Raw genomic sequence first — 21,464 nt, forward strand, 5'->3', positions numbered from 1 at the left:
CCGATTCTATGGCCAAATTGCCCGAGCTCGTAAAAATAAAGGGCGAGCAAAAGGTCGCCCAAGCTTGCAATATAGGCGTCCATACTCTTAACGATATTATTGAAGAGCTTTTAAAGCCCGGCAGGGATATAAGGGATTCTTTGCCCAAGCCTATATTGAGAAGCGATGTCATAACCATAGGCGACCTAAAAGAAGGAATGATTTTTTCAGGAACCGTCAGAAATGTTATAGATTTTGGCGCGTTTGTTGATATCGGCGTCCATCAAGACGGGCTTGTGCATATCTCCGAAATCGCCGATTTTTATATTAAGCATCCTTGCGAGGTTTTGAGCGCGGGCGATGTTGTCAATGTCAAAGTCTTGAGCGTGGACAAAAACAAAAAACGCATAGGCTTGACAATGAAAGGCGTTGAAGGAAACAAACTTACCCGCCCCGCCAAAACAAGCAAAAATTCGCCCGCCAATAAAGAATTGCCCTTGGAAGAAGCTTTGAAGCTTTTGGCACAAAAATATAACAAACAATAAGGACAATTATTATGTTTCCCAAAAACCCTAAAGAGTTTAAAGGGCGGCGATTTTATTGTAAATGCGGCAAAACGCATTCTTTTGAAACAGATATTGTCTTGGGAAAAAACATATTGCCTAGGGAATTTTCCAAAGACACTCTTATTATTTGCGACAGCAATACCTTGGAATGCGCAAAAGATATAAAAGCCAAAAAATTTGTTATCGGCAAAGGCGTTGAAAACGCCGATATTAAATATGTATATCAAATAATTGACAATACGCCCAAAGATATCGCCGCGCTTGCGGCTTTGGGCAGCGGAACTATTTGCGACATTACAAGGTATGCCGCGCATTTGAGCCAAAAAGATTTTGTGGCGCTGGCGACCGCGCCCAGCATGGACGGATATTTGTCCGTCGTAAGCCCGATTGTTTTTGAAAACTATATTAAGCGTTCAATGCCTTCCAAAGCGCCAACCAAGGCGTATTGCGATATAGATATTTTGACCGCGGCGCCCATGAGATTAATCTTGGCGGGCTTGGGCGATGTTTTGGGCAAGTTTACTTCGCTTATAGATTGGAAAATCGCCAATTTGGTTGAGGATTGTTATTATTGCCCTGAAATAGCCAATCTTGTCAATTACGCGGTTGAATTGTGCTATCAAAATTCGCAAGGGCTAAAAGACAGGGACCATAAATGCGTTATGGCGCTTATTGACGCCTTGTTGCTTTGCGGAATCGCTATGAATATGGCGGGTTTTTCCCGACCCGCGTCCGGCGCGGAGCATACGCTGGCGCATTATTTTGAGATAGAAGTTTTGAAGAATAGAGCCTATGGTTATCACGGCGAGTTTGTAGGGATTGGCATGCTTATTTACGCAAGGATGTTAGATATGTTTTTTGCGCAAAAGCCAAACATGCCCTCTAAAAAATTTGAAAAGTTTATGGATAATTGGCATGCCTTAAAAGACGAAGTTGCAAGCCTTAATGAAAGATTGGAACAAATAGAAAGCGCTATGGAACATGTCGGCTGCAAAACAAAACCGTCCGAAATTGGAATAGATGAAAAGGCGTTAGCCAAAGCTTTGCTAACCGTTCAACCGTCAGCGCCCAAATATACCTCAATTACGCTATTTAGGGATTTTGGAAAAGACAAAGAGCTTATTAATAAATATATAGAAAAATATTTATAATGATTTGGCGGCCGCGACAATGCGGGCAACCAAATCGGTCTTTTTGCTTTGGTTGATTATATACAATCCGTCGCAAACAGGTTTTAATTTGTTGATAATATCTATTGCGTATTCAAAACTAACTTCCCATTGGTTTTGGGCCTTTTTCATCGCCAAAATCAAATCTTGTGGAATTGATATGCCGCTTACCTCATTGTTCAAGAACACGGCGTTTTTATAACTGTATGGCGGTATTATCCCGGCTAGGATATATGTGTTCAAAAAGTCTTTGGCTTTTTTGATTCTGTCTATTCCCTCTTGACCAAAAATGGGCTGTGTCAAAAAAAACTTCGCTCCGGCTTCAATTTTTTGCTGCGCTCTTTTCAATTCATAATTAAAATTAACAGCGTTAGTGTTAAGCGCCGCGCCTATCAAGAAAGGGCTATTCAAAAAAACATTTTGATTAAGGCTTTGGATATATTTTATTAGCCCTATGGAATTAAAATCAAATACGCCTTTTATGCTGCTGCGGTCGGTCGCGACAATGGGATCGCCCGTGACCACAAACACATTTTGGACGCCTTCTATATTAAGTCCCAAAAGCGTAGCTTTGATGGAGATTATGTTTTTGTCGCGGCAAGTCAAATGAGGCAAAACATCTATGTTGACTTCCCTTTTGATTTTGGCGCTGACAATAAAACTGTCTGCCCTGGTGCGCGACAGGGGGCTGTCGGCGATAGTAATCAAATCCGCGCCTGCGCTTAATAGATTTTTGGCGCCGTTGATTAGATAATCTATCCTTGTGTCTATAGGCGCTTTTAATTCCACCGCGACGGGAAATAAGTTGTTTTCCAATTTTTCATAAAAAATGTTTTTAAAGACGGGCTTTTGTTCTTCTTTGGGCGCGTAGCTGTTGTTTTTTAAAGATTTTCCGCCCTTAAAATCATTCAAAAGCAAACGGCTTTTTTGGATATGCAAAGGCGTAGTGCCGCAGCATCCGCCCAAAATAGTTATGCCGATTTTCCTAAGCTTTAGCAGCTTTTTGGCGAAATAATCGGCGTTGTCAATATAGACCAAGCGATTGCCTATAGTTTCGGGATAACCCGAATTGGGCATAACGCTCATGGGCTTAACAATCTTGGACTGATAATCCTCAACCAGTTGTATAATATGCGCGGGGCCGCAAAGACAATTAAGCCCTATCGCGTCAACATTAGCGTCTTTTTGAGCTTTGTCCAGCAATTGCTTGTAATATAGGCCGCTTTTGGTATAGCCGTCAAGACTTGAAGCAAAAGACGCTATTATATAACTGTTAGGATTTTTTTTCTTGATGTGCTTGAAAACGGGTTTTAAAACATTGTATTCGGGCATGGTCTCAAACAAAAACTTTTGGGCGCCCAAACCCAAAAACACATCGGCGATTTTTATGTACTCTTGAGTTAAATCTTGGTCTTTGTCTTTGTGAGGAATAGGACCGATATCGGCAAAAACTTGCGCGTTAACGCCTTTGGCAGCGTCTAGGGCGATATTATACCCTTCTTTGATAATTTGCTCAACGGTCTCAAAATCAAGCCTCAGGCCTGAATTTGCGCCAAATGTGTTGGTTTTTATGGCGTCCACGCCCGCGTCAATATAACTCTTATGAATGTTAAACACGGTTTGGCGATCGTCTAGATTGGCCAATTCGCATGGTTCAAATTTGTTGGTCAATTGGGTATAATAAGTCCCAAACGCTCCATCAAATAAAAACGTATCCGCGCTCATTTAAAAACCCTTTTCGGATCTAATTTCTTTTACGGCGTCGGTCATATTCTTGAGGCTTTTTAGCGTCTCTTCCCAACCTCTTGTCTTCAGGCCGCAATCGGGATTAATCCATAGCTTTTTGACGCCTAATTTTTCTATCATTTTGTTAATCGCCGCCTTAATCTCTTCTTTGCCGGGCACGCGGGGCGAATGGATATCATATACGCCCGGACCGACAGCCGTTTTAAAATTATTTGCTTGCAAGTCGTCCAAAACTTCCAAATTGGAGCGCGAAGCTTCAAACGATATGCAATCGGCGTCTAAATCGTCTATTTCTTTTATTATATCGCCAAACTCGCTATAACACATATGAGTATGAATTTGGGTCTGCGGTTTTACTTGCGAGTGCGTCAATCTAAATGTCTTTATAGCGTAATCAAGATATTGCTTCCATTCGCTCTTTCTCAAAGGCAATTTTTCCCTCAAAGCGGCTTCGTCTATTTGGATAATCTTAATGCCGTTTTTTTCCAGATCCAAAACTTCCTCTCTTATGGCCAGCGCTATTTGGTAACATATTTCTTCCAAAGGTATGTCAACTCTCGGGAACGACCAGTTCAAAATCGTAACAGGCCCTGTCAGCATGCCTTTCATAGGTTTATCCGTCAAGCTCTGGGCATAAACGCTATAAGGCACGGTTATGGGTTGAAGTCTTTTTACATCGCCCCAAATAATTGGCGGCTTAACGCAGCGCGTCCCATAAGATTGCACCCACGCGTTTTGGGTAAATATGAATCCCGATAGATTTTCGCCAAAGTATTCCACCATGTCGTTACGCTCAAACTCGCCGTGCACATAGACATCAATGCCAAGCTCGTCTTGATACTTTACGGCTTGTTTGATAAATTCTTTGATGCTTTGGTCGTATTGTTCTTTTGTTATCTCGCCTTTTTTATATTTGGCGCGGATGCGCTTTACTTCTATGGTCTGCGGGAAAGAACCTATTGTTGTGGTAGGAAGCTTAGGCAAGTTCAATTCTTTGGCTTGAATTTCAAACCTAGTTTCAAAATCAGGCTCTCTTACAAAATCTTTTTCGGTTAGGTTTTGGACTTTTTGTCTCACTTCGGCGTCTATATAATCTTGATTTTGGAGTTTTTGTTTTATAAGCGCGATATTGTCTTGGTATTTTTTGTTTGATTTATAATCTTGATCGCCGAATAACAACCTTAAGTCGTTAAGTTCGTCTAGTTTTTGCTCGGCAAACGAAAATTGAGCCAAAACCTCGCTAGAAAGCTGGGGTTCGTTTTCTTTGGTATAAGGCGAAAACAAAAGCGAGCAAGCCGTGCTTATGACTATGTTTTGGGCGTTTACATATTGTTTTAGGGCGTCTAAAATCCCAAGGCTTTGCTCGTAATTATTAATCCATATGTTTCTGCCGTTGACAACTCCCGCGAAGAGTTGTTTGTCTTTGGCAAAACCGTATTGTTTTATTAATTCAAGATTTTTTATGCCCTCTACAAAATCAAGCCCGTAGGCGTCAAAATCCATTGCCAAAACGTCTTGATAAATATCCCTTATATCCCCAAAATAAGTGTTTAACAGCGCGGCAACGCCGTTTTTGTTTTTTAACAGCTCGTTGTATATAGACTTGAATAAGTCAATATCTTCTTGGGCCAAATCGGTAACCAGCATGGGCTCGTCTATTTGGACAAGTTTTACGCCATGATTTTTAAACTCCGCAAAAAGCTGGATATACGCATTGGTAATTTTATCTATGACATCTTGATAGTTTTGGGAAGTTTCAAACCTGCACAACTTAATAAATGTAAAAGCGCCTATTATAACCGGTTTTGTTTCTATGCCCAAATCTTTTGCGGTTTTGTATTCGTCAATGGGCTTTTGGGCGTTTAGTTTTATTTCAACGGTGTCGTCAATTATCGGCGCGATATAGTGGTAATTGGTGGTAAACCATTTTTTCATCGCAAGCGCTTTTACATCGGCGTTATCTTTTTGGTAACCTTTGGCCATGGCGAAATACTTGCCCAAAGGGCTTAAATCAAGATTTTGATACTGGGCGGGAATAATGTTCAGCATAACCGCGGTATCTAATACTTGGTCATACATTGAAAAATCATTGGAAGGTATATAATCTATCCCCTTTTGGTGAAGAAGACTGATTTGGCTTAACCTCAATTCTTGGGCGTTTTTGACAAGCTCTTCTTCCGTCATAGCGCCCTTAAAATAGCTTTCTGTCCACTTTTTAAGTTCCCTTTGCTTTCCTATCCTTGGATAACCTGAAACAGATACTCTGATTTGCACTTTTAACTCTCCCGTTAAAAAACATTTTTTCTTATTATTTCCATATTATAGCATCAATTTTTGTCTTTGACTATTATTTGAGAGTTATTATACCAATATGGTTATAATTATTAATTAATTAAAAAATCTTTTTTATAACGCCGCTTCGCGTATTATAATCATATTTATATACGCCCGCAAAGGATGAAAAATTACGGCTTATTATTAATTTTTTTATCGCCTCAAAGTCTTTTGGAAAGAATTTTATGCATATATTACAAATAGAGCTTACGCTCTGGGGAGAATTAATAATGTTTGCTTTAAAACCGCAATCAACCAAAATCTTGAAAAAATTTAGGGTTTGAGACCTTGAATTAAAAACAATAAAGTAATATGGCATATCTTTCTCCGTATATTTTAGCATTTTTGCCGCTTGGGCAATATACTATATTAAGTCTATGAAAAGCATATATTTTGATAACGCGGCGTCAGGCGGATATAAACCTGATTGCGTAAAAAAGGCTGTTTTGCAAGCTTTGGAAAACCCCGCAAATCCAGGCAGGAGCGGGCACAAAGCGGCTTTGGCCGCGGCGCTTATTGTCGCCAATGCGCGCGACAATACGGCAAAATTTTTTGGCGCCGAGGGCGGCAATGTGGTTTTTACCTATAATTGCACGGCTGCGCTTAACTTCGCAATCTTTGGCGGCATTAGCGGCGATCATGTTGTTACGACGGCGTTTGAACATAACTCGGTATTAAGACCCCTTGATTACCTAAAGCGTTCAGGCGTTATAGACTATACCGTGGTATATCCCGATTCTTCGGGCGTGATAAGAGCCAAAGAGTTTTTAGACAAGATTAGGCGCGACACCAAAATGATTATTGTCAACCATGTTTCTAACGTCACAGGCGCGCGCGCGCCCATTGAAGAAATAGGATATTGCGCCGATAGATACGGCATACCGTTTTTGGTGGACGCCGCCCAAAGCGCAGGTCATATTAATATAAATATGAAAGATACCAAAATAAATATCCTAGCCGCCGCCGGTCATAAAGGTTTGGCCGCGCCCCAAGGCGTTGGCGTTTTGGCTTTGGCTGAAGGCGTTACGCTCCGACCTATAATAATGGGGGGAACGGGAAGCCTCAGCGAAAGCCCTCTTCAACCCGAGGATTTGCCCGATAGCTTGGAAAGCGGAACGATATCCACTCCGGCGATTGCCGGGCTTAACGCGGGCATTATATGGATAAAAGAAAACTTTAAACATTTTTCCAAAAAAATATACGGTATGACTTTTTTGTTATATAATGAACTAAAAAAAATCCCCCAAGTAATTGTTTACACGCCTCGGGGGCATTATAACGGCATTGTTGCTTTTAACATAGAAGGATTGGCGGCGGGTCAAGTAGCCAATATCTTGGACGAGAAGTTTGATATATATGTGAGGGCGGGTCTGCATTGCGCGCCGCTTGCCCATAAATTTTTGGGAACGATCAAATATGGGGCTGTCAGGGCTTCGCTTTCCTATCAAAACACCTTTGAGGAAATAGAAACTTTTATTAACGCGATTAAATCAATAACCAAAAGTTTTTGATTAATTTTGGGACTTTAATGTTTTGATTATCGCTTCCATTCTTTTTTGCTGCTCGGGGCTCAAAAAGCCTCTGACCGAGTTGGCAAAATTATCCAAATCGGCGTCCGATAAAGCGCCTTGCGCCTTGTTTTTTCTCACTTTGGACAATAACTCGCTCATAAGCTCGGATTCGTCTTTATCGCCGTATTTTTTTAGGTATTCTTCAGCCATTTTTCTATGTTCTGAGTCTTGGTAAGCTTTTTCAGCGGTTTTTTTGAGTTCCTCTCTAAGATTTTTTGCCATTATGTAATCTCCTTGCCTTTTTTATCTCATTTTAATTATATGAGCGCATATATATAATATGTGTATAGTATTTTGATGATAGGGTAAACTCATATGGATTTAAGGTCAAATAATATGTTAAGCAATCTATTGCCGCTTTTGATGAACAAGGGCGACACAAACTCCTTGGGCGCGGGCAATAACATGCTGGCCATGCTGTTGCCTATGCTTATGCAAAGAGGCGGCGCAAGCGGCTCCTCCAATGAAATACTCAAAAGTTTGCTGCCTATGATGGCGGGAAATAACCCCCAATTAGCCCAAGTCTTAAATAATTTCAATACGGGAGGCGCTGCCCCGCAAGAAGATTACGTTCAAGACGATAAGCCTATTGCAATTAACCCCCAAAATATAGACAATAAATATGCCTCAAAAGGCCGGCGCAATATAGATTTTGACAAGCTCTATCCCGATCTTGATTCTTTAGATATACATACAATGCCCAAAATTGACGATTACAAAAAAGAACAACCGAAAAACATAACGCTAAGCTCTAACAATACCGCTGACAACGCCCATCAAAATAACGGCAATACAAACAATTCGCTAATGACTTTGCTTACCCTGATGCAAAACCTAAGAAGACAATCCCCAAGCAGTATGGAAGAAAAAATAATCGCGGTTGACGGCATCGCGCCGCCAAAGATAAAAAAGAGTTTGAAAGCTATCTTGGCGCTTAATAATATAATCAAAGAATAAAAACCAAGGGTGTTATTCATAAAAAAATAGCGTAGTTTGTCGCTAACTATGCTATAATGACTTTATGAAAAAACACGGCATAATCATAATTAATTCTTTTAGTTTTTCTCCCGCTTTTAAAAACCAAACAAAAAGGCTTATTGAGGAATTTGGACGGCTTGATGTCAAGATAGACATCGGTAGAAATAGCCATGTTAATCTTTATTTAGATAATTACGAGATAATAAATAGAATAAAAGATTATGATTTTGTGGTCTATTTGGACAAAGACAAATACCCCGCAAGAATGATTGAAAAAAGCGGGCAGATAATTTTTAACCGTCCGCGCGCCATTGAGTTATGCGACGACAAACTCCAAACATACATAGCGTTGACCCAAAACAACATTAAGATGCCCAAAACCATACCTTCTCCTTTGAAGTTTTATAAGACCGATATTGACGACGGAATCTTTTTGCAAAAAGTTATTGAGATTTTGAAATTTCCTATTGTGGTAAAAGGCGCTTATGGCTCGTTGGGCAATAGAGTGTTTTTGGCGCATAATTTTGAGCAACTCAAAGCGCTAAGGGAACAGATGGTTGATATCCCGCACCTATATCAAGAATTTATCGGCTCAAGCGCCGGCCAAGACACTAGGGTTATAGTTATTGGCCATATCGCGCGCGCCGCAATGATAAGAAAATCAGATAAAGATTTCCGCTCCAATATAGAGCTGGGCGGCAAAGGCTATCCCACGAAACTTTCGGATGAATATATAGAAATGGCGCAAAAAGCGTCCGAGATTTTGGGCTTGGATTATTGCGGAATAGATATATTAAAAGACCAAAATTCAAAGCCGGTATTATGCGAAGTTAATTCCAACGCTTTTTTTAATACGATTGAAAAAGTCAGCGGCGTCAATATCGCAAAAATTTACGCTGAATACGTATATGATAAAGTATATAACCGTTAGAATATAAACTCTGTTTAAATTACCATGCCATTTTCATAAATGGCATGGTAATTATTTTTTGTCCGTAATATCCGCTGAATCCTTGAATACTGTCGTTTCAAAAAAGGTTTTGGTGTTCATTTCGGCAGGACTGACGCTGATTTTGTTAATAGATACCTCATACGCCGTCTTGGTTACTATTGTGTCATCTTCCAAACGCTTTTGATATTCGCGGCTTTGAATCCGGCCTGAAATAATCACTTTTTCGCCAACCCTTAGATTTCTGACAAATCTTGCGTTTCTGCCCCAAGCTATGCAAGGTATGTAGTCCGATTTGTTGTAAGCGCGGTTAACGGCGATAAGCAAATCGCAAATTTCACGCTTAAAAGGCGTTGTGCGGTATATGGGTTGTTTGCAAATAAATCCGCCTAATTCTATAATATTAGGGTTGCATTCGCTAGTCCAGTCCAAAATTTCGCGCACAAAAACCGTAAGCATCAATCGGCTTTTGCCGTCCATAAGCTTGTTGTAGCTTCTAAACTGGCTCAAAAGAGCCGTCATATCGCCAATTTTTAGCGGACGGTCAATAAGCAATCTTTCGCTTACCGTTATTGGCAGCACATCTTTTTGCTCAGAAAGTCTGGGCACTTCAATCATCATTTCGTAAAAACCTTCGCCGTAAATCTCATGCGAAAATTCCGGCTCGGTTACTATTTGTCCTGCCAAAAATACTTTATTGGCAATATTCTCGGGGTAATTCATTTTCCTCTCCCGTTCATCATATATTTTTTATTTGTCTTCCCGTATGGTCTATATAATAATTGTCATGATATATAAGTTCGCTTACGCATACGAATTCAAATCCCTTGTTCTTTAAGCCCAAAATTATCAATCTCAACGCTTTGGGCGTGTTTTGGCCGTTATTGTGCATAAGTATTATAGAGCCTTTTTTGGTTTTTGATATTACCCTTTGGGCGATTTGTTGGGCGGTGTAGTCTTTCCAATCTAGCGAGTCCACATCCCATTGTATTGTTTTTAAACCAAGGCTTTCGGCAGTTTCTATCAACGCGTTGTTATAAGCTCCAAAAGGCGGCCTGAATACTTTAGGTTTTTTGCCCGTTATATTATGCAAAATATTAATAGATGTCTGCAATTCAAGCTGCATTTGGGTCTTGCTAAGATTAGTCATATCAGGATGCGTGTTGGAATGAGTGCCGATCTCAAACCCGTTCTCATCCAAAGCTTTTACTTTATCGCTGTGTTTTTCCGCCCAAAAGCCGACCAAAAAAAAGGTCGCTTTTACTTGGTGTTCGTTTAATATATCTATTAGCTCATCCGTTTTGTCCGCTCCCCACGCCGCATCAAACGATATGGCAATTTTGTTTTCTTGCGTTTCAACGCTATATATCGGTAGTTTTCTTGGTATTGTTCCGCTCAAAAAAACTTTTGCCGAGCCTGTCAACGCGTTAAGAGATATAAATATAATCAACAAAGACAATATCTCAAGCCAAGTCAACAAATCCTTTTTTTTGAGCGTTATAAAATACATCCGATTACACCTTATATATTAAACGCATAAAAAGCAAGAATATAAAAATATTTAAGAATAATTTTGCGTCTTTTGTCGATATTTTTAATGCGTTTGTTATAAATATATAAAGGCATAAGCATATTTATGACTAAATAACAGACAGCAAAAAAACAGCTTTTTTAAAAATTAGGTTCTGTGAATAACAATGCCTTTTAAACATGCAAAAACACAAAAAAATGTAAAGCCTCAAAAAATAAGGTTTTTTATAAAAAATACAGCATGCAAATTTAATTATAGAGAACTAAGCAGCGCTTTGTCCGTTATTTTTTTGATTAATATGGTCTTAAATCTTTTGTTTTTTTTAACTCCTTTGTATTATCACCCCTTATAATTTTATTCATATATGTTCCCCTTGCGTTTATATTTAAAACAACAAATATTCTATTTAATACTAAGCTGGTTAATATTATATGTTTTGCAATTATACATGTCAAATATTTACATGTATTTTGTTGAATTTTTTATGTAATTTTTGTATTATTTTTATTTAATACTTTAATATAATCATTAAAAGCAGCTAATTTAACAATTTAATAAAAAAACCGCTGTTTTTTGATATGCACCCCAAAAGTTAGACGCATTTGTTAATTTTTGTCCAAACTTTGAGGTTCATTTCATTTTTTAGCGGCTTTTATTATCATGTATTATATACAAAAACATCTTCTATGAAGTTAAGTTTTTGTAATTTGCAAAGATTTTTGCCTTTGCCCGTTCGGTTGGTTTTGATAATATCTTGGGAAGAAAAGGCGGATAAATACTTTTCATTATCCAATAAAATAACGGTTATGGCTTCTTTTTTGCGCAAATATTTGGCCCATATCAATTTTTGGCCGCAATTGTCTTTTAAATCAAAAACTTTTAGTCCTTTTCTATATCTATTCATAAGCCCTAACTCTTGAATTTCTATCTTTTTTGAACAGCTTTTGTCCGTTATTAAGGCTATATATCCGCTTTGGTCGTCTATTTGGGAGGCATATATAACATAATCGCCTTCATTCAATAAAATGCCCTTAACGCCGCCTGAAATTCGGCCTTGGATTGGGATATCGCCGGAATCGGCATTAAGGCCCATGCCTTGAGCCGTAATAAACAATATGGACGAATTTTCAATTTCTTCTTCTATATTGATTACCTCGTCGCCGTCTTTAAGTTTGACAGCCTGAAAAGTTGATTTGATTATTCCATATTCGGACCAAGCCGATTTTTTGACCATGCCGTCTTTGGTAAAAAATAGTAAGTTGCCTTCGGGCAAGTCTTTCTTTACGGTAAAGATTTTGATTAGTTTTTCGCCGTCTTGCAAATCGGGAATACTAACCTTCAAGTCTTCGCCCTTGTCGCGCCATTTGGCTTCGGGGATAGACATTACATCAACTTTATAACAATTGCCCAGATTGGTAAAACAATAAATAATATCGTAGGTTTGGGCTTGAGTCAAAAGCTTATAAATATCATGCTGGCTGGAACTGTCCGTAAATTCTTTTACGGACATGGAATAATTTTTTTGAGGGATGCGCTTTAACGAACCGTATTCGTTATAGCCTATGACAAAATCTTCAATGGGTTTTTCGTCATCGTCCGCAGGAATATAATAATCTTCAACGCTTTTTATTATTTCCGATCTCCTTGGATCTTTGTATGTCCGTTTGATTGTGTTAAGTTCGTTGACAATCACTTCCATTTGAAGCTTTTTGCTCGCCAAAATTGCATTTAATTTTTCTATTAAAATTCTTAATTGCGCCAATTCTTTTTCCAGCTTGTTGACTTCCAAATGCGTAAGTCGGGCAAGTCTCATATCCAAAATAGCTTGGGCCTGGACTTCGCTAAGGGCAAACCTAGCGCATAAATTTACCTTTGCTTCGCTGACTGACGCGCTTGTTTTTATTATTTTGACGACCTCGTCAATATTTTTTACAGCTATTAAAAGCCCCGTTAAGATATGCTCCCTGTTTTTAGCCTCGTTTAATTCATATCTGCTTCTTTTTACAATAATCTCTCTTTGGTAATTTACATAATACGCTATAATGTCAAGCAAGCCCATTTGCTGCGGCTTGCCATCGGCAATCGCCACCATATTAATTCCAAAATTTTGGGATAGTTGGGTGTGTTTAAATAAAATCTCGCAAATTTTCCTAGGGTCCGCGTCTTTTTTTACTTTGATTACAGCGCGCATGCCGTCGCGGTCCGATTCGTCCAAAATTTCGCTTATGCCGTTTAGCAGCTCTTTTCTTTTTTCCCTTTGAAGCATTATTGATTCCAGCAATGACGCTTTATTGACTTGATAAGGCAATTCTTTGATTACTATGCTCTTTCTATCGTTTTCGTCTACTTCTATATAAATTTTTGCCCTTATGGTAATTTTGCCTTTGCCTGTTTCATACGCTTTCTTAAGCTCCGGCCCAGCTATAATATAACCTCCGCTTGGAAAATCAGGGCCTTTTATAATCTTCATCATTTCTTTTAGGGTGATTTGGGGATTATTAATATAAGCTATGACGCCGTCAATTACTTCGGCTAAATTATGCGGAGGAATATTTGTGGCAAGCCCTACCGCAATGCCCGAAGCGCCGTTAACCAATAGATTAGGAAACCTGCCGGGCAACATGTCGGGCTCTTTGATAGAATCGTCAAAATTAAGGCTCCATTTGACTGTGTCTTTGTCAAGGTCTCTCAAAAGCTCCATAGCTATGGGCGCCAGTCTAGCTTCCGTATATCTCATGGCGGCCGCGCTGTCTCCGTCAATAGAGCCGAAATTGCCGTGACCGTCTATCAGCGTATGGCGCATATTAAACGGTTGCGCCATTCTTACCATAGCGTCATAAACGGATTTGTCGCCGTGGGGATGATACTTTCCCAAACAATCGCCCACTATGCGCGCCGATTTTCTATACGGCTTATCGGGCGTTATACCCAATTCATACAAAGAATATAATATCCTGCGCTGGACAGGTTTTAGTCCGTCTTCCACTCGGGGCAATGCCCTGTCCATTATTACATGCTCGGAATACGGCATCATGGAAGAGTGCATTACCTCTTCCATTGTCTTTTGTATTACTTGTTGCTGAATGTTTTCTTCCATTAACCCATTTCTCCTAATAGTCTATCATCTTTATTGAAGTTAGCGTATTCTATTATATAACTCTTCCGTAACTCCACGGCGTCGCCCATAAGCGTGGTAACAAGTTTTTCGGCTTCGGCGGCGTCATCAATTGTAACCTGAATCAATTTGCGCGTTTTGGGGTTCATGGTAGTTTCCCATAATTGATCGGCGTTCATCTCTCCCAAACCTTTATAGCGCTGTATCTGATAGCCGCGCCCTACTTTTTCTTTGACTATATCTAATTCTTCATCCGTGTATGCGTATTCAACAATGTCTTTTTTATACACCTTATACAAAGGCGGCATTCCTATATAGACAAAACCTTCGTTAATAAGGTCTTTCATATATCTAAAGAAAAATGTCAATAAGATAGCCCTTATGTGCGCGCCGTCTTGGTCGGCGTCGGACAAAATAATCACCTTATGGTAATTAAGGTTGTCCACCAAAAAATCTTCGCCTATGCCAGCGCCCAACGCGCTGATTATAGTTCTTATTTCTTCGTTTTGCAATACTTGGTCAAGCCGTTTCTTTTCGGCGTTAAGCGGCTTGCCTCTTAACGGCAATATAGCCTGAAAATATCTATCGCGGGCTTGTTTGGCGGTGCCTCCCGCGGAGTCTCCCTCAACGATAAACAACTCGTTGATTTCGGGTTTTTTGGAGGTGCAGCTTGATAATTTGCCCACAAGATTCGCGTTTTCCAAACTGTTTTTTTGGCGGGTAATTTCCTTGGCCTTGCGCGAGGCTTCCCTTACCCTTGCCGCGCCTATGGCTTTTTGGATAATTTTTTCGGCAATTCTCTTTTTGGAGTTTTTTTCAAAAAATTTGTATATCTCGGAAGCCAAGATACTTTCGCAAGCTATTCTAGCATCGGGATTGCCTAGTTTGGTCTTGGTCTGCCCTTCAAATTGAACATTATGCATTTTAACAGACATCACGACAGTTAGGCCTTCTCTAAAATCTTCTCCCAAAAGATTGGGGTCTTTTTCTTTTAGCAGCCCGTATTTTCTCGCCAAATCGTTAAAAACTCTGGTAATGGCGGCTTTTATTCCCGTTTCGTGGGTGCCGCCTTCCGTAGTCGGGATGTTGTTGACATAAGATATAATGGTGTCCGTATATGAATCATTGTATTGAATAGCGATACTCAAATAAATATCGTCTTTTTCGCCTTCAAAGTATAAAGGATCATGTAAGGTATTTTTTGCTTCGTTAACATATTTAACAAAATCAATCAGTCCGCCTTTATAACAAAATTCTTTGACTAATGGATAATGTTCGTTTCTTAAATCTTTGAATACTATGGTTATGCCTTTGTTTAAAAAGGCAAGCTCTTTTAATCTCTTAGCAATGATATCGCTGCTAAAAATTATGGAATCAAAAACACGCTTATCGGGATAAAAAACAACTAAAGTGCCGGTTTTTTGGGTGGGTTGGACCTTCATAAGACCGCCTTGGGCTACCCCGCTTCTTATCTTGCCTTGCTCGTCTTCATAAGAAGCAAACTCCATACGGTATTCCCAACCGTCTCTATAGACATAAACTTTTAGCCATTCGCTCAAAGCGTTGGTTACGCTCGCGCCAACGCCGTGCAGTCCGCCCGAAAAAGAATAATTGGTGGTGTCAAATTTGCCGCCTGCATGAAGCTGCGTAAAGACCACCTCAACGCCGCTTATGCCCAATTGCGGATGAAGGTCCACAGGAATGCCCCTTCCGTTATCTTCTACGGAAGCGCTTCCGTCAGGATTAAGAGTAACTATAATCTTATTGCCAAAACCGTTGGCGACTTCGTCTATGGCGTTATCAACTATTTCCCATAATATATGATGAAGCCCTTTAAGGCCCGTCGTCCCAACATACATGCCGGGCCTTAGCCTTACCGCGTCAAGCCCTTCCAAAACCTTAATGTCTTTTGCTTCGTAATTATTTTGCATAAATACCTCGCTATAAAAAAATAAAAAAACTATTTATTAAAGTATAACAAATAAGAACTAATAATTCAACCGTATCATTTATAAAAAATGCATAAAAAGCGCGCAAAAAAGGCATAGTTTGAGCGATTTTTTGCATAAAAATTCAAATTATGTATAATTATAAAAAACCGATGTATAATTATTCGTTGAGGAAGCAATTAATACAAGAAACAATGTCTTTATAAACTGACGGCCTTTGGATTTCGTTTAAAATTTCATGGCGCATTTGATCGTATATCTTTATCTGGACATCTTTTATTCCGAGTTTTTTATATTTGTTATATAAAGCTTTTGGATATTTGCCCCACGCGCCTACGCCGTCTTGCTGTCCGCAAAAGATTGCGATTTTTGTTGACTTGTCTATATTTTTTAATGACTTGCCCCAAAGGCCCAAAAGACCTTTGAAAAACGAGCGATAAAAACCATAAGAAAAAACAGGAACTATAAATTCGTCATTGTTATATTTTTCCACTATTGCTTGGTCTTGCGTTAACCACGCGTTTTGGCTTCCTTTGAGTTTTTTGTCATAAGCTTCAAAGGTCAATTTTTTTACCAAGCGCGCGTCTTTGTTCGGGCTTTGAAGCAAAGATATAATCCGACCAAACAAAACGCTAAAATAATCAAGTTTGCCCGTGCCTGTTAAAATAAAGCCGGCAACCTGTTTTGCGGCAGGGGCAGTCATGTATTTTTGCGCCAAGAACGAACCGTAGCTATGCCCAATCGCCACAACGGGCAGGTTATATGTCTTTTTTAGATATTGGGTAATTTCTATTTGGTCTTGCATAGTCTTTTCAAAAATATCGTAATCAGCCTTGCCTATTTTTCCCCTTTGGCCTGCCGTAAGCCCGTGACCGCGATGGTCGTCGCCCGCTACCAAAAAGCCTTGCGCGTTCAAAAACTCGGCAAATTCTTGATATCTGCCCATATGCTCGTTCATTCCGTGTATAATCTGAATTATACATTTTGGGGCGGGAATTTCCCAAATAGCAAGGTTTAATTTGGTTTGGTCCGATGTTATAAACCATTCTCTTTTCATAAAAAAATATTTCCCCTTATCAATATTTTTTAATCTAATATCAAATGCCCAAAAGGCGCTTTGCGTTGCCGCCTAAAATCATTTCAAGGACATTAACTGGGATATTAAAGCTATAATATTGCAATAATTCATCGGATTGATGAGCCCATGGAGAATCCGTGCCAAAGAGTATATATTCGTTATTATGATTGTTTAATATGAACTCAATTTCCTCGGGTTTCATATAGGTAAAAGCGCAAGAAGTTTCAAAAGACACCGTCGTTCCTAACATGTATTTTTCAAACTCTTTTCTATATTCTTGACCGCCCATATGCGCGGCAACTATCTTGGGAGTATTGAAAACGTCTATTATTGCGCGCATGCGCTTGGGGCTTGCGTTATCGCAATCCAAATCCTGTTGGTTTTTGCCCATATGGAATAGCAATGTCATGCCCGTAGATAGCGCGTATTCGTAAAGTCTCATCATTTTGGGGTCATCCATAGCAAAAGACTGTAAATGCGGATGAAATTTTAAGCCGCGGATATTGTTTTGGACCAAACGGTCAATTTCGCTTTTATAATCTTTAAAATCGGGATGAATGCTTCCAAAAGGTATCAATTCTTTATGGCTTGCGCATTCTATGGCAAAAGAATTGACTTTGATTGTTGTTATGGCGTCCGCGGCATAATTAACAACTACGGAACGGTCAATGCCTGCGTTTTGCATTGACCTAATAAGTCCGTCTATTGAGCCGTCAAAAGACGGATATACTTTTTTTTCTTTGGAAATTTCGGCAAGCGTTTTGGCGTAAAGATCGTCAACAATGCAATGTGTATGAAAATCTATTATCATTATACACCTCGTTTTTATTTTATTTAAAAAATACGGTTATGTCAAATAATATCTTTTATTGTTGCTTATAATGCTTTAAATAAGGCTATAAACCGACGCTTTTGCCAAAAATGCGCTTTAATATAAAAATTGACTATTACCGGCTAAAAGGTTATATTTATAGGTAAGATATATCAAGGAGGGAAATATGGCTTATAGCGCGAATCCTAACCGCTACAAAGAAATGCGATACAACGCATGCGGCAATAGCGGGCTTTGCTTGCCGGCGATATCCTTGGGACTGTGGCATAATTTCGGCAATGAGGCGACCATGGAAAATATGCAAGATATGATTTTGAATTCTTTTGATTTGGGAATAACGCATTTTGATATTGCCAATAATTACGGTCCGCCCGCTGGGGCCGCCGAAGAGAACTTTGGAAAGATTTTGAAAACCCAACTAAAATCCTATCGGGACGAACTGATCGTGTCCTCAAAAGCGGGATTTTATATGTGGGACGGACCTTATGGAGACGGCGGGTCCAAAAAGCATCTTATGGCAAGCATTAACCAAAGCCTCAAACGCACCGGTTTGGAATATTTTGATATCTTTTATCATCATAGGGCCGACCCTAATACGCCTGTGGCGGAGACGGCTGCCGCTTTGGATGAAATTGTCCGTCAAGGCAAGGCTTTATATATAGGCACAAGCAATTATACCGCGGAACAAGCCGACAAAATTATAAAAGAGTTTAAAAAATTGGGAACGCCTTATATGATTCATCAGCCTATTTATAATATGCTTAACCGCGGAATTGAAGACGGCCTTGTTGATATTTTGAAATCAAACGGCATCGGCATAATCGCTTATTGCCCTTTAGCCCAAGGCTTATTAACCGATAAATATCTAAATGAGCAAATTCCTCAAAATTCAAGAGCCCACCGCTCAAAATATGTCGCCCAAGAATTAGATAAAAATATTGATAAAATCAAATTGCTAAAACCTTTGGCTCAAGCGCGCAATCAGACGCTGGCGCAAATGGCGATTGCTTGGTTGTTAAACACAGGCAATTTGACCAGCGTGTTAATAGGCGCAAGTAGATTTTCTCAAATAGCCGAAAATGTTGCGGCGTTAAATAACACAAAATTTTCTCAAGAAGAGCTTGATTTGATAGATAGGATTGTTTTAACATAAGAAACAGCCGTCATTTTTAAAATGGCGGCTGTTTTAATAATCTTAAAAAGTTTTTATAAATTTTATAATCCTGCGCAAGCCTTTATAAATGAGGCAAATAACGGATGCGGTCTATTGGGTCTTGACTTGAACTCGGGATGGAATTGAACGCCTACAAACCACCTATGGTCTTTTATTTCAATTATTTCCACAAAAGAATCATCCAAAGAAACGCCGCTTATAATTAAGCCATGCTTTTCACAGTCTTGGCGATAAGCGTTGTTAAATTCATATCTATTGCGATGCCGCTCGGCTATTATCTCTTGGTTATAAATTGCCCTAGCCAAGCTGCCTTCTTTGATTTTGCATTGATACGCGCCTAATCTCATATAGCCGTTTTTTTCTTGAAGTCGCGAATTTTGGGGCAATGTATGTATTATGGGATGCTCTGTATTCGGGTCAAATTCGGCGCTATGCGCGTCTTTATATCCCAAAACATTGCGCGCAAATTCAATGGCCGCTACCTGCATCCCCAAAGAGATTCCAAAATACGGGATATTATTTTCGCGGGCATATTTGGCTGCGGCAATCTTGCCGTCTATGCCGCGGTCTCCGAACCCTCCCGGAACCAAAATCCCGTCAAGCTCTTTTAGATGAGAATGCGCGTTGTCATCGTTTATGTCTTCGGAAGATATCCATTTTATATTAACATTAGCTTGATGCGCTATGCCGCCGTGAGTTAACGCCTCCACTACGCTCAAATACGCGTCGTGAAGTTCCACATATTTTCCTACCAAACCGATAGTTATTTTTTTGTCTGACAAGCGGATTTTTTTGATATTTTCAACTATGGTTGTCCATTCTTTCAAATCAGGTTCAAGACATTTAAGTTTAAGTTTTTGGCAAACTACATTGGCAAGCCCTTCCCTTTCCAATTCAAGCGGAACTTCATATAAAATTTCCGAGTCTTTGTTTTGTATAACGGCGTCATTAGTCACGTTACAAAACATCGCTATTTTGTTTTTGTTGTCTTCGCCCAAATCCAATTCCGTGCGGCAAACCAAGATATCGGGCGTAATTCCTATGTTTTGAAGTTCTTTTACGCTGTGTTGGGTGGGTTTTGTTTTAATTTCGCCGCTCATTTTTAGGTAAGGAACAAGCGTTACATGAATATACAAAACATTTTCGCGTCCAACATCAAAAGGAACTTGCCTTATAGCTTCCAAAAAAGGCGTGCTCTCAATATCGCCTACCGTGCCTCCGATTTCGGTAATAACTACGTCTATTTCCGGGTTTTTTTGCGCCACCCTATAAATACATTGTTTTATTTCATTGGTGATGTGGGGGACAACTTGCACGGTGTTTCCAAAAAATTCACCGTTTCTTTCCATTTTTATGACTTTGCTGTATATTTTGCCCGTGGTTACATTGCTATAAACAGATAAATTTTCATCTACAAACCTTTCATAATGCCCGATGTCCAAATCAGTTTCCGCGCCGTCTTCGGTTACAAAAACTTCGCCGTGCTGATACGGACTCATTGTTCCGGGGTCAATATTGATATAAGGGTCAAACTTTTGATTGCTAACCTTTAATCCGCGCTGCTTTAGCAACCTGCCAAGCGAAGCCGCCGTTATTCCTTTGCCTAATCCGGACACTACGCCGCCCGTAACAAAAATATATTTAGCCATTAAACCACCTCGTAACTTACTGAGTAATTATATCAGAAATATTTTTGGGTGTAAAATAAAAACTAAAAGAAAAAAACAGTTTCAAAAATTTTGATTCTTTTTGAAACTGTTTTTATAGAAAATTATAAATTGTTTTGATATAATAAAAAGTAACCCACTTTTTTAAAATCAATTCTTCTCTTTTGACCTTAAAATCAAAGTATTATTTTTTGCAATCTTGGCAAACGCCCTCAAGCAATATGCTGATATCGTTTATTTTTAAATCAAAACCATTCTTTTTTAGTTCATTGATAACGGATTGTGACAAATCAATATTTAAGTCATTAATGGTTTCACATTTATTGCATCTAAAATGAATATGGTCTTGAATAAAAAAATCAAATCTTTCGGGCGTAAAAGAGCTGAGTTTTTTTATCTTTCCTTCTTGAATCAAAGCGTATAAATTTCTATAAACCGTGCTTAAACTAATTTGGGAATATTTTGTGTGTATATAGTTGTATATTTCTTCAGCCGTCGGATGGTTTTTTAAATTTTTAACCGCCTCAAAAATAATTTGCTTTTGCATTGTTTGTCTTTTGTTAGCCATTATGGTCTCACCCTATTAAAATACTTTTTTAATTAATAATTATTATATTTATAAATATACACATATTTTTTATTATATAAAAATTATCATTTAAGACAACTTAATTATTATAAAACGGATAAAATAATAACATTTCTTTATTTGTATATATTGTTAATTAATTGTTATTCTTATATGATTTTAAATTTACAACATATATGACCAAATCTTTTTAGAAAAGTCAAATTTTTTTACAATTAGCCGTAAAAACCCAAAAGC

The 21,464-nt window shown here is 38.9% G+C and carries 18 protein-coding genes; 6 read left to right on the plus strand and 12 right to left on the minus strand.

Annotated elements, in window-relative coordinates:
- The coding region (locus tag GX756_04170) for a S1 RNA-binding domain-containing protein (protein ID NLC17055.1) at positions 1-524 on the plus strand (524 nt) is incomplete at its 5' end.
- An 11-nt stretch (positions 525-535) separates the two neighbouring features.
- Entirely contained in the window at positions 536-1,696 is a 1,161-nt protein-coding gene (locus GX756_04175; protein NLC17056.1) for a sn-glycerol-1-phosphate dehydrogenase, read from the plus strand.
- On the opposite strand, the gene GX756_04180 is transcribed toward GX756_04175, so the two are convergent.
- From GX756_04180 to GX756_04190, 3 genes are all read right to left on the minus strand, one after another.
- Positions 1,691-3,439, minus strand: a complete 1,749-nt coding sequence (locus GX756_04180; protein NLC17057.1) for a bifunctional homocysteine S-methyltransferase/methylenetetrahydrofolate reductase — start codon at positions 3,437-3,439, stop codon at positions 1,691-1,693. The two genes, GX756_04175 and GX756_04180, sit on opposite strands and share 6 nt — an antisense overlap.
- Entirely contained in the window at positions 3,440-5,728 is a 2,289-nt protein-coding gene (gene metE / locus GX756_04185; protein NLC17058.1) for a 5-methyltetrahydropteroyltriglutamate--homocysteine S-methyltransferase, read from the minus strand.
- A 124-nt stretch (positions 5,729-5,852) separates the two neighbouring features.
- On the minus strand, positions 5,853-6,113 hold the full coding sequence (locus GX756_04190; GenBank protein NLC17059.1) for a DUF3343 domain-containing protein: 261 nt from the start codon (positions 6,111-6,113) through the stop codon (positions 5,853-5,855).
- A gap of 58 nt (positions 6,114-6,171) precedes the next feature.
- Between GX756_04190 and GX756_04195 the strand changes: the two genes are divergently transcribed.
- Positions 6,172-7,305 (plus strand): aminotransferase class V-fold PLP-dependent enzyme, encoded by a 1,134-nt coding sequence (locus GX756_04195; GenBank protein ID NLC17060.1) that lies wholly within the window; start codon positions 6,172-6,174, stop codon positions 7,303-7,305.
- Here the strand turns inward: GX756_04195 and GX756_04200 are convergent, their stop codons facing one another.
- Positions 7,306-7,587, minus strand: a complete 282-nt coding sequence (locus GX756_04200) for a hypothetical protein (protein ID NLC17061.1) — start codon at positions 7,585-7,587, stop codon at positions 7,306-7,308.
- A 93-nt stretch (positions 7,588-7,680) separates the two neighbouring features.
- Between GX756_04200 and GX756_04205 the strand changes: the two genes are divergently transcribed.
- Both GX756_04205 and GX756_04210 read left to right on the plus strand, forming a co-directional pair.
- Complete coding sequence (locus tag GX756_04205) at positions 7,681-8,322, plus strand: hypothetical protein (protein NLC17062.1); 642 nt, start codon at positions 7,681-7,683, stop codon at positions 8,320-8,322.
- Between the two features lie 64 nt (positions 8,323-8,386).
- Positions 8,387-9,274, plus strand: a complete 888-nt coding sequence (locus GX756_04210) for a RimK family alpha-L-glutamate ligase (GenBank protein ID NLC17063.1) — start codon at positions 8,387-8,389, stop codon at positions 9,272-9,274.
- 51 nt (positions 9,275-9,325) lie between these two features.
- Here the strand turns inward: GX756_04210 and GX756_04215 are convergent, their stop codons facing one another.
- The 6 genes from GX756_04215 to GX756_04240 all read right to left on the minus strand — a co-directional run bounded on the left by GX756_04215 (position 9,326) and on the right by GX756_04240 (position 17,776).
- Positions 9,326-10,015, minus strand: coding sequence for a single-stranded DNA-binding protein (locus GX756_04215; GenBank protein ID NLC17064.1), 690 nt, complete (start codon positions 10,013-10,015; stop codon positions 9,326-9,328).
- Positions 10,016-10,031: 16 nt separating this feature from the next.
- Positions 10,032-10,802 carry a polysaccharide deacetylase family protein gene (locus GX756_04220; protein ID NLC17065.1) on the minus strand — a complete coding sequence of 257 codons (771 nt, stop codon included), beginning with the start codon at positions 10,800-10,802 and terminating at the stop codon, positions 10,032-10,034.
- Positions 10,803-11,481: 679 nt separating this feature from the next.
- Complete coding sequence (locus GX756_04225; protein NLC17066.1) at positions 11,482-13,920, minus strand: DNA topoisomerase 4 subunit A; 2,439 nt, start codon at positions 13,918-13,920, stop codon at positions 11,482-11,484.
- On the minus strand, positions 13,920-15,869 hold the full coding sequence (locus GX756_04230) for a type IIA DNA topoisomerase subunit B (protein NLC17067.1): 1,950 nt from the start codon (positions 15,867-15,869) through the stop codon (positions 13,920-13,922). Before GX756_04230 ends, GX756_04225 begins: the two co-directional genes overlap by 1 nt.
- Before the next feature lie 178 nt (positions 15,870-16,047).
- Positions 16,048-16,944 carry an alpha/beta hydrolase gene (locus GX756_04235; protein ID NLC17068.1) on the minus strand — a complete coding sequence of 299 codons (897 nt, stop codon included), beginning with the start codon at positions 16,942-16,944 and terminating at the stop codon, positions 16,048-16,050.
- 40 nt (positions 16,945-16,984) lie between these two features.
- Positions 16,985-17,776, minus strand: a complete 792-nt coding sequence (locus GX756_04240) for an amidohydrolase family protein (protein NLC17069.1) — start codon at positions 17,774-17,776, stop codon at positions 16,985-16,987.
- A 187-nt stretch (positions 17,777-17,963) separates the two neighbouring features.
- Here GX756_04240 and GX756_04245 point away from each other — a divergent pair, with 187 nt between their 5' ends.
- Positions 17,964-18,950 carry an L-glyceraldehyde 3-phosphate reductase gene (locus tag GX756_04245; GenBank protein NLC17070.1) on the plus strand — a complete coding sequence of 329 codons (987 nt, stop codon included), beginning with the start codon at positions 17,964-17,966 and terminating at the stop codon, positions 18,948-18,950.
- Between the two features lie 62 nt (positions 18,951-19,012).
- Here GX756_04245 and GX756_04250 read toward each other — a convergent pair whose 3' ends face one another.
- Both GX756_04250 and GX756_04255 read right to left on the minus strand, forming a co-directional pair.
- A complete protein-coding gene (locus GX756_04250; GenBank protein NLC17071.1) occupies positions 19,013-20,620 on the minus strand; it encodes a CTP synthase in 1,608 nt (535 codons plus the stop codon).
- A gap of 202 nt (positions 20,621-20,822) precedes the next feature.
- Complete coding sequence (locus GX756_04255) at positions 20,823-21,206, minus strand: transcriptional repressor (protein ID NLC17072.1); 384 nt, start codon at positions 21,204-21,206, stop codon at positions 20,823-20,825.
- Between the last annotated feature and the right edge of the window lie 258 nt (positions 21,207-21,464).

The organism is Clostridiales bacterium, from assembly GCA_012512255.1.
Lineage (GTDB): Bacteria > Bacillota > Clostridia > Christensenellales > DUVY01 > DUVY01.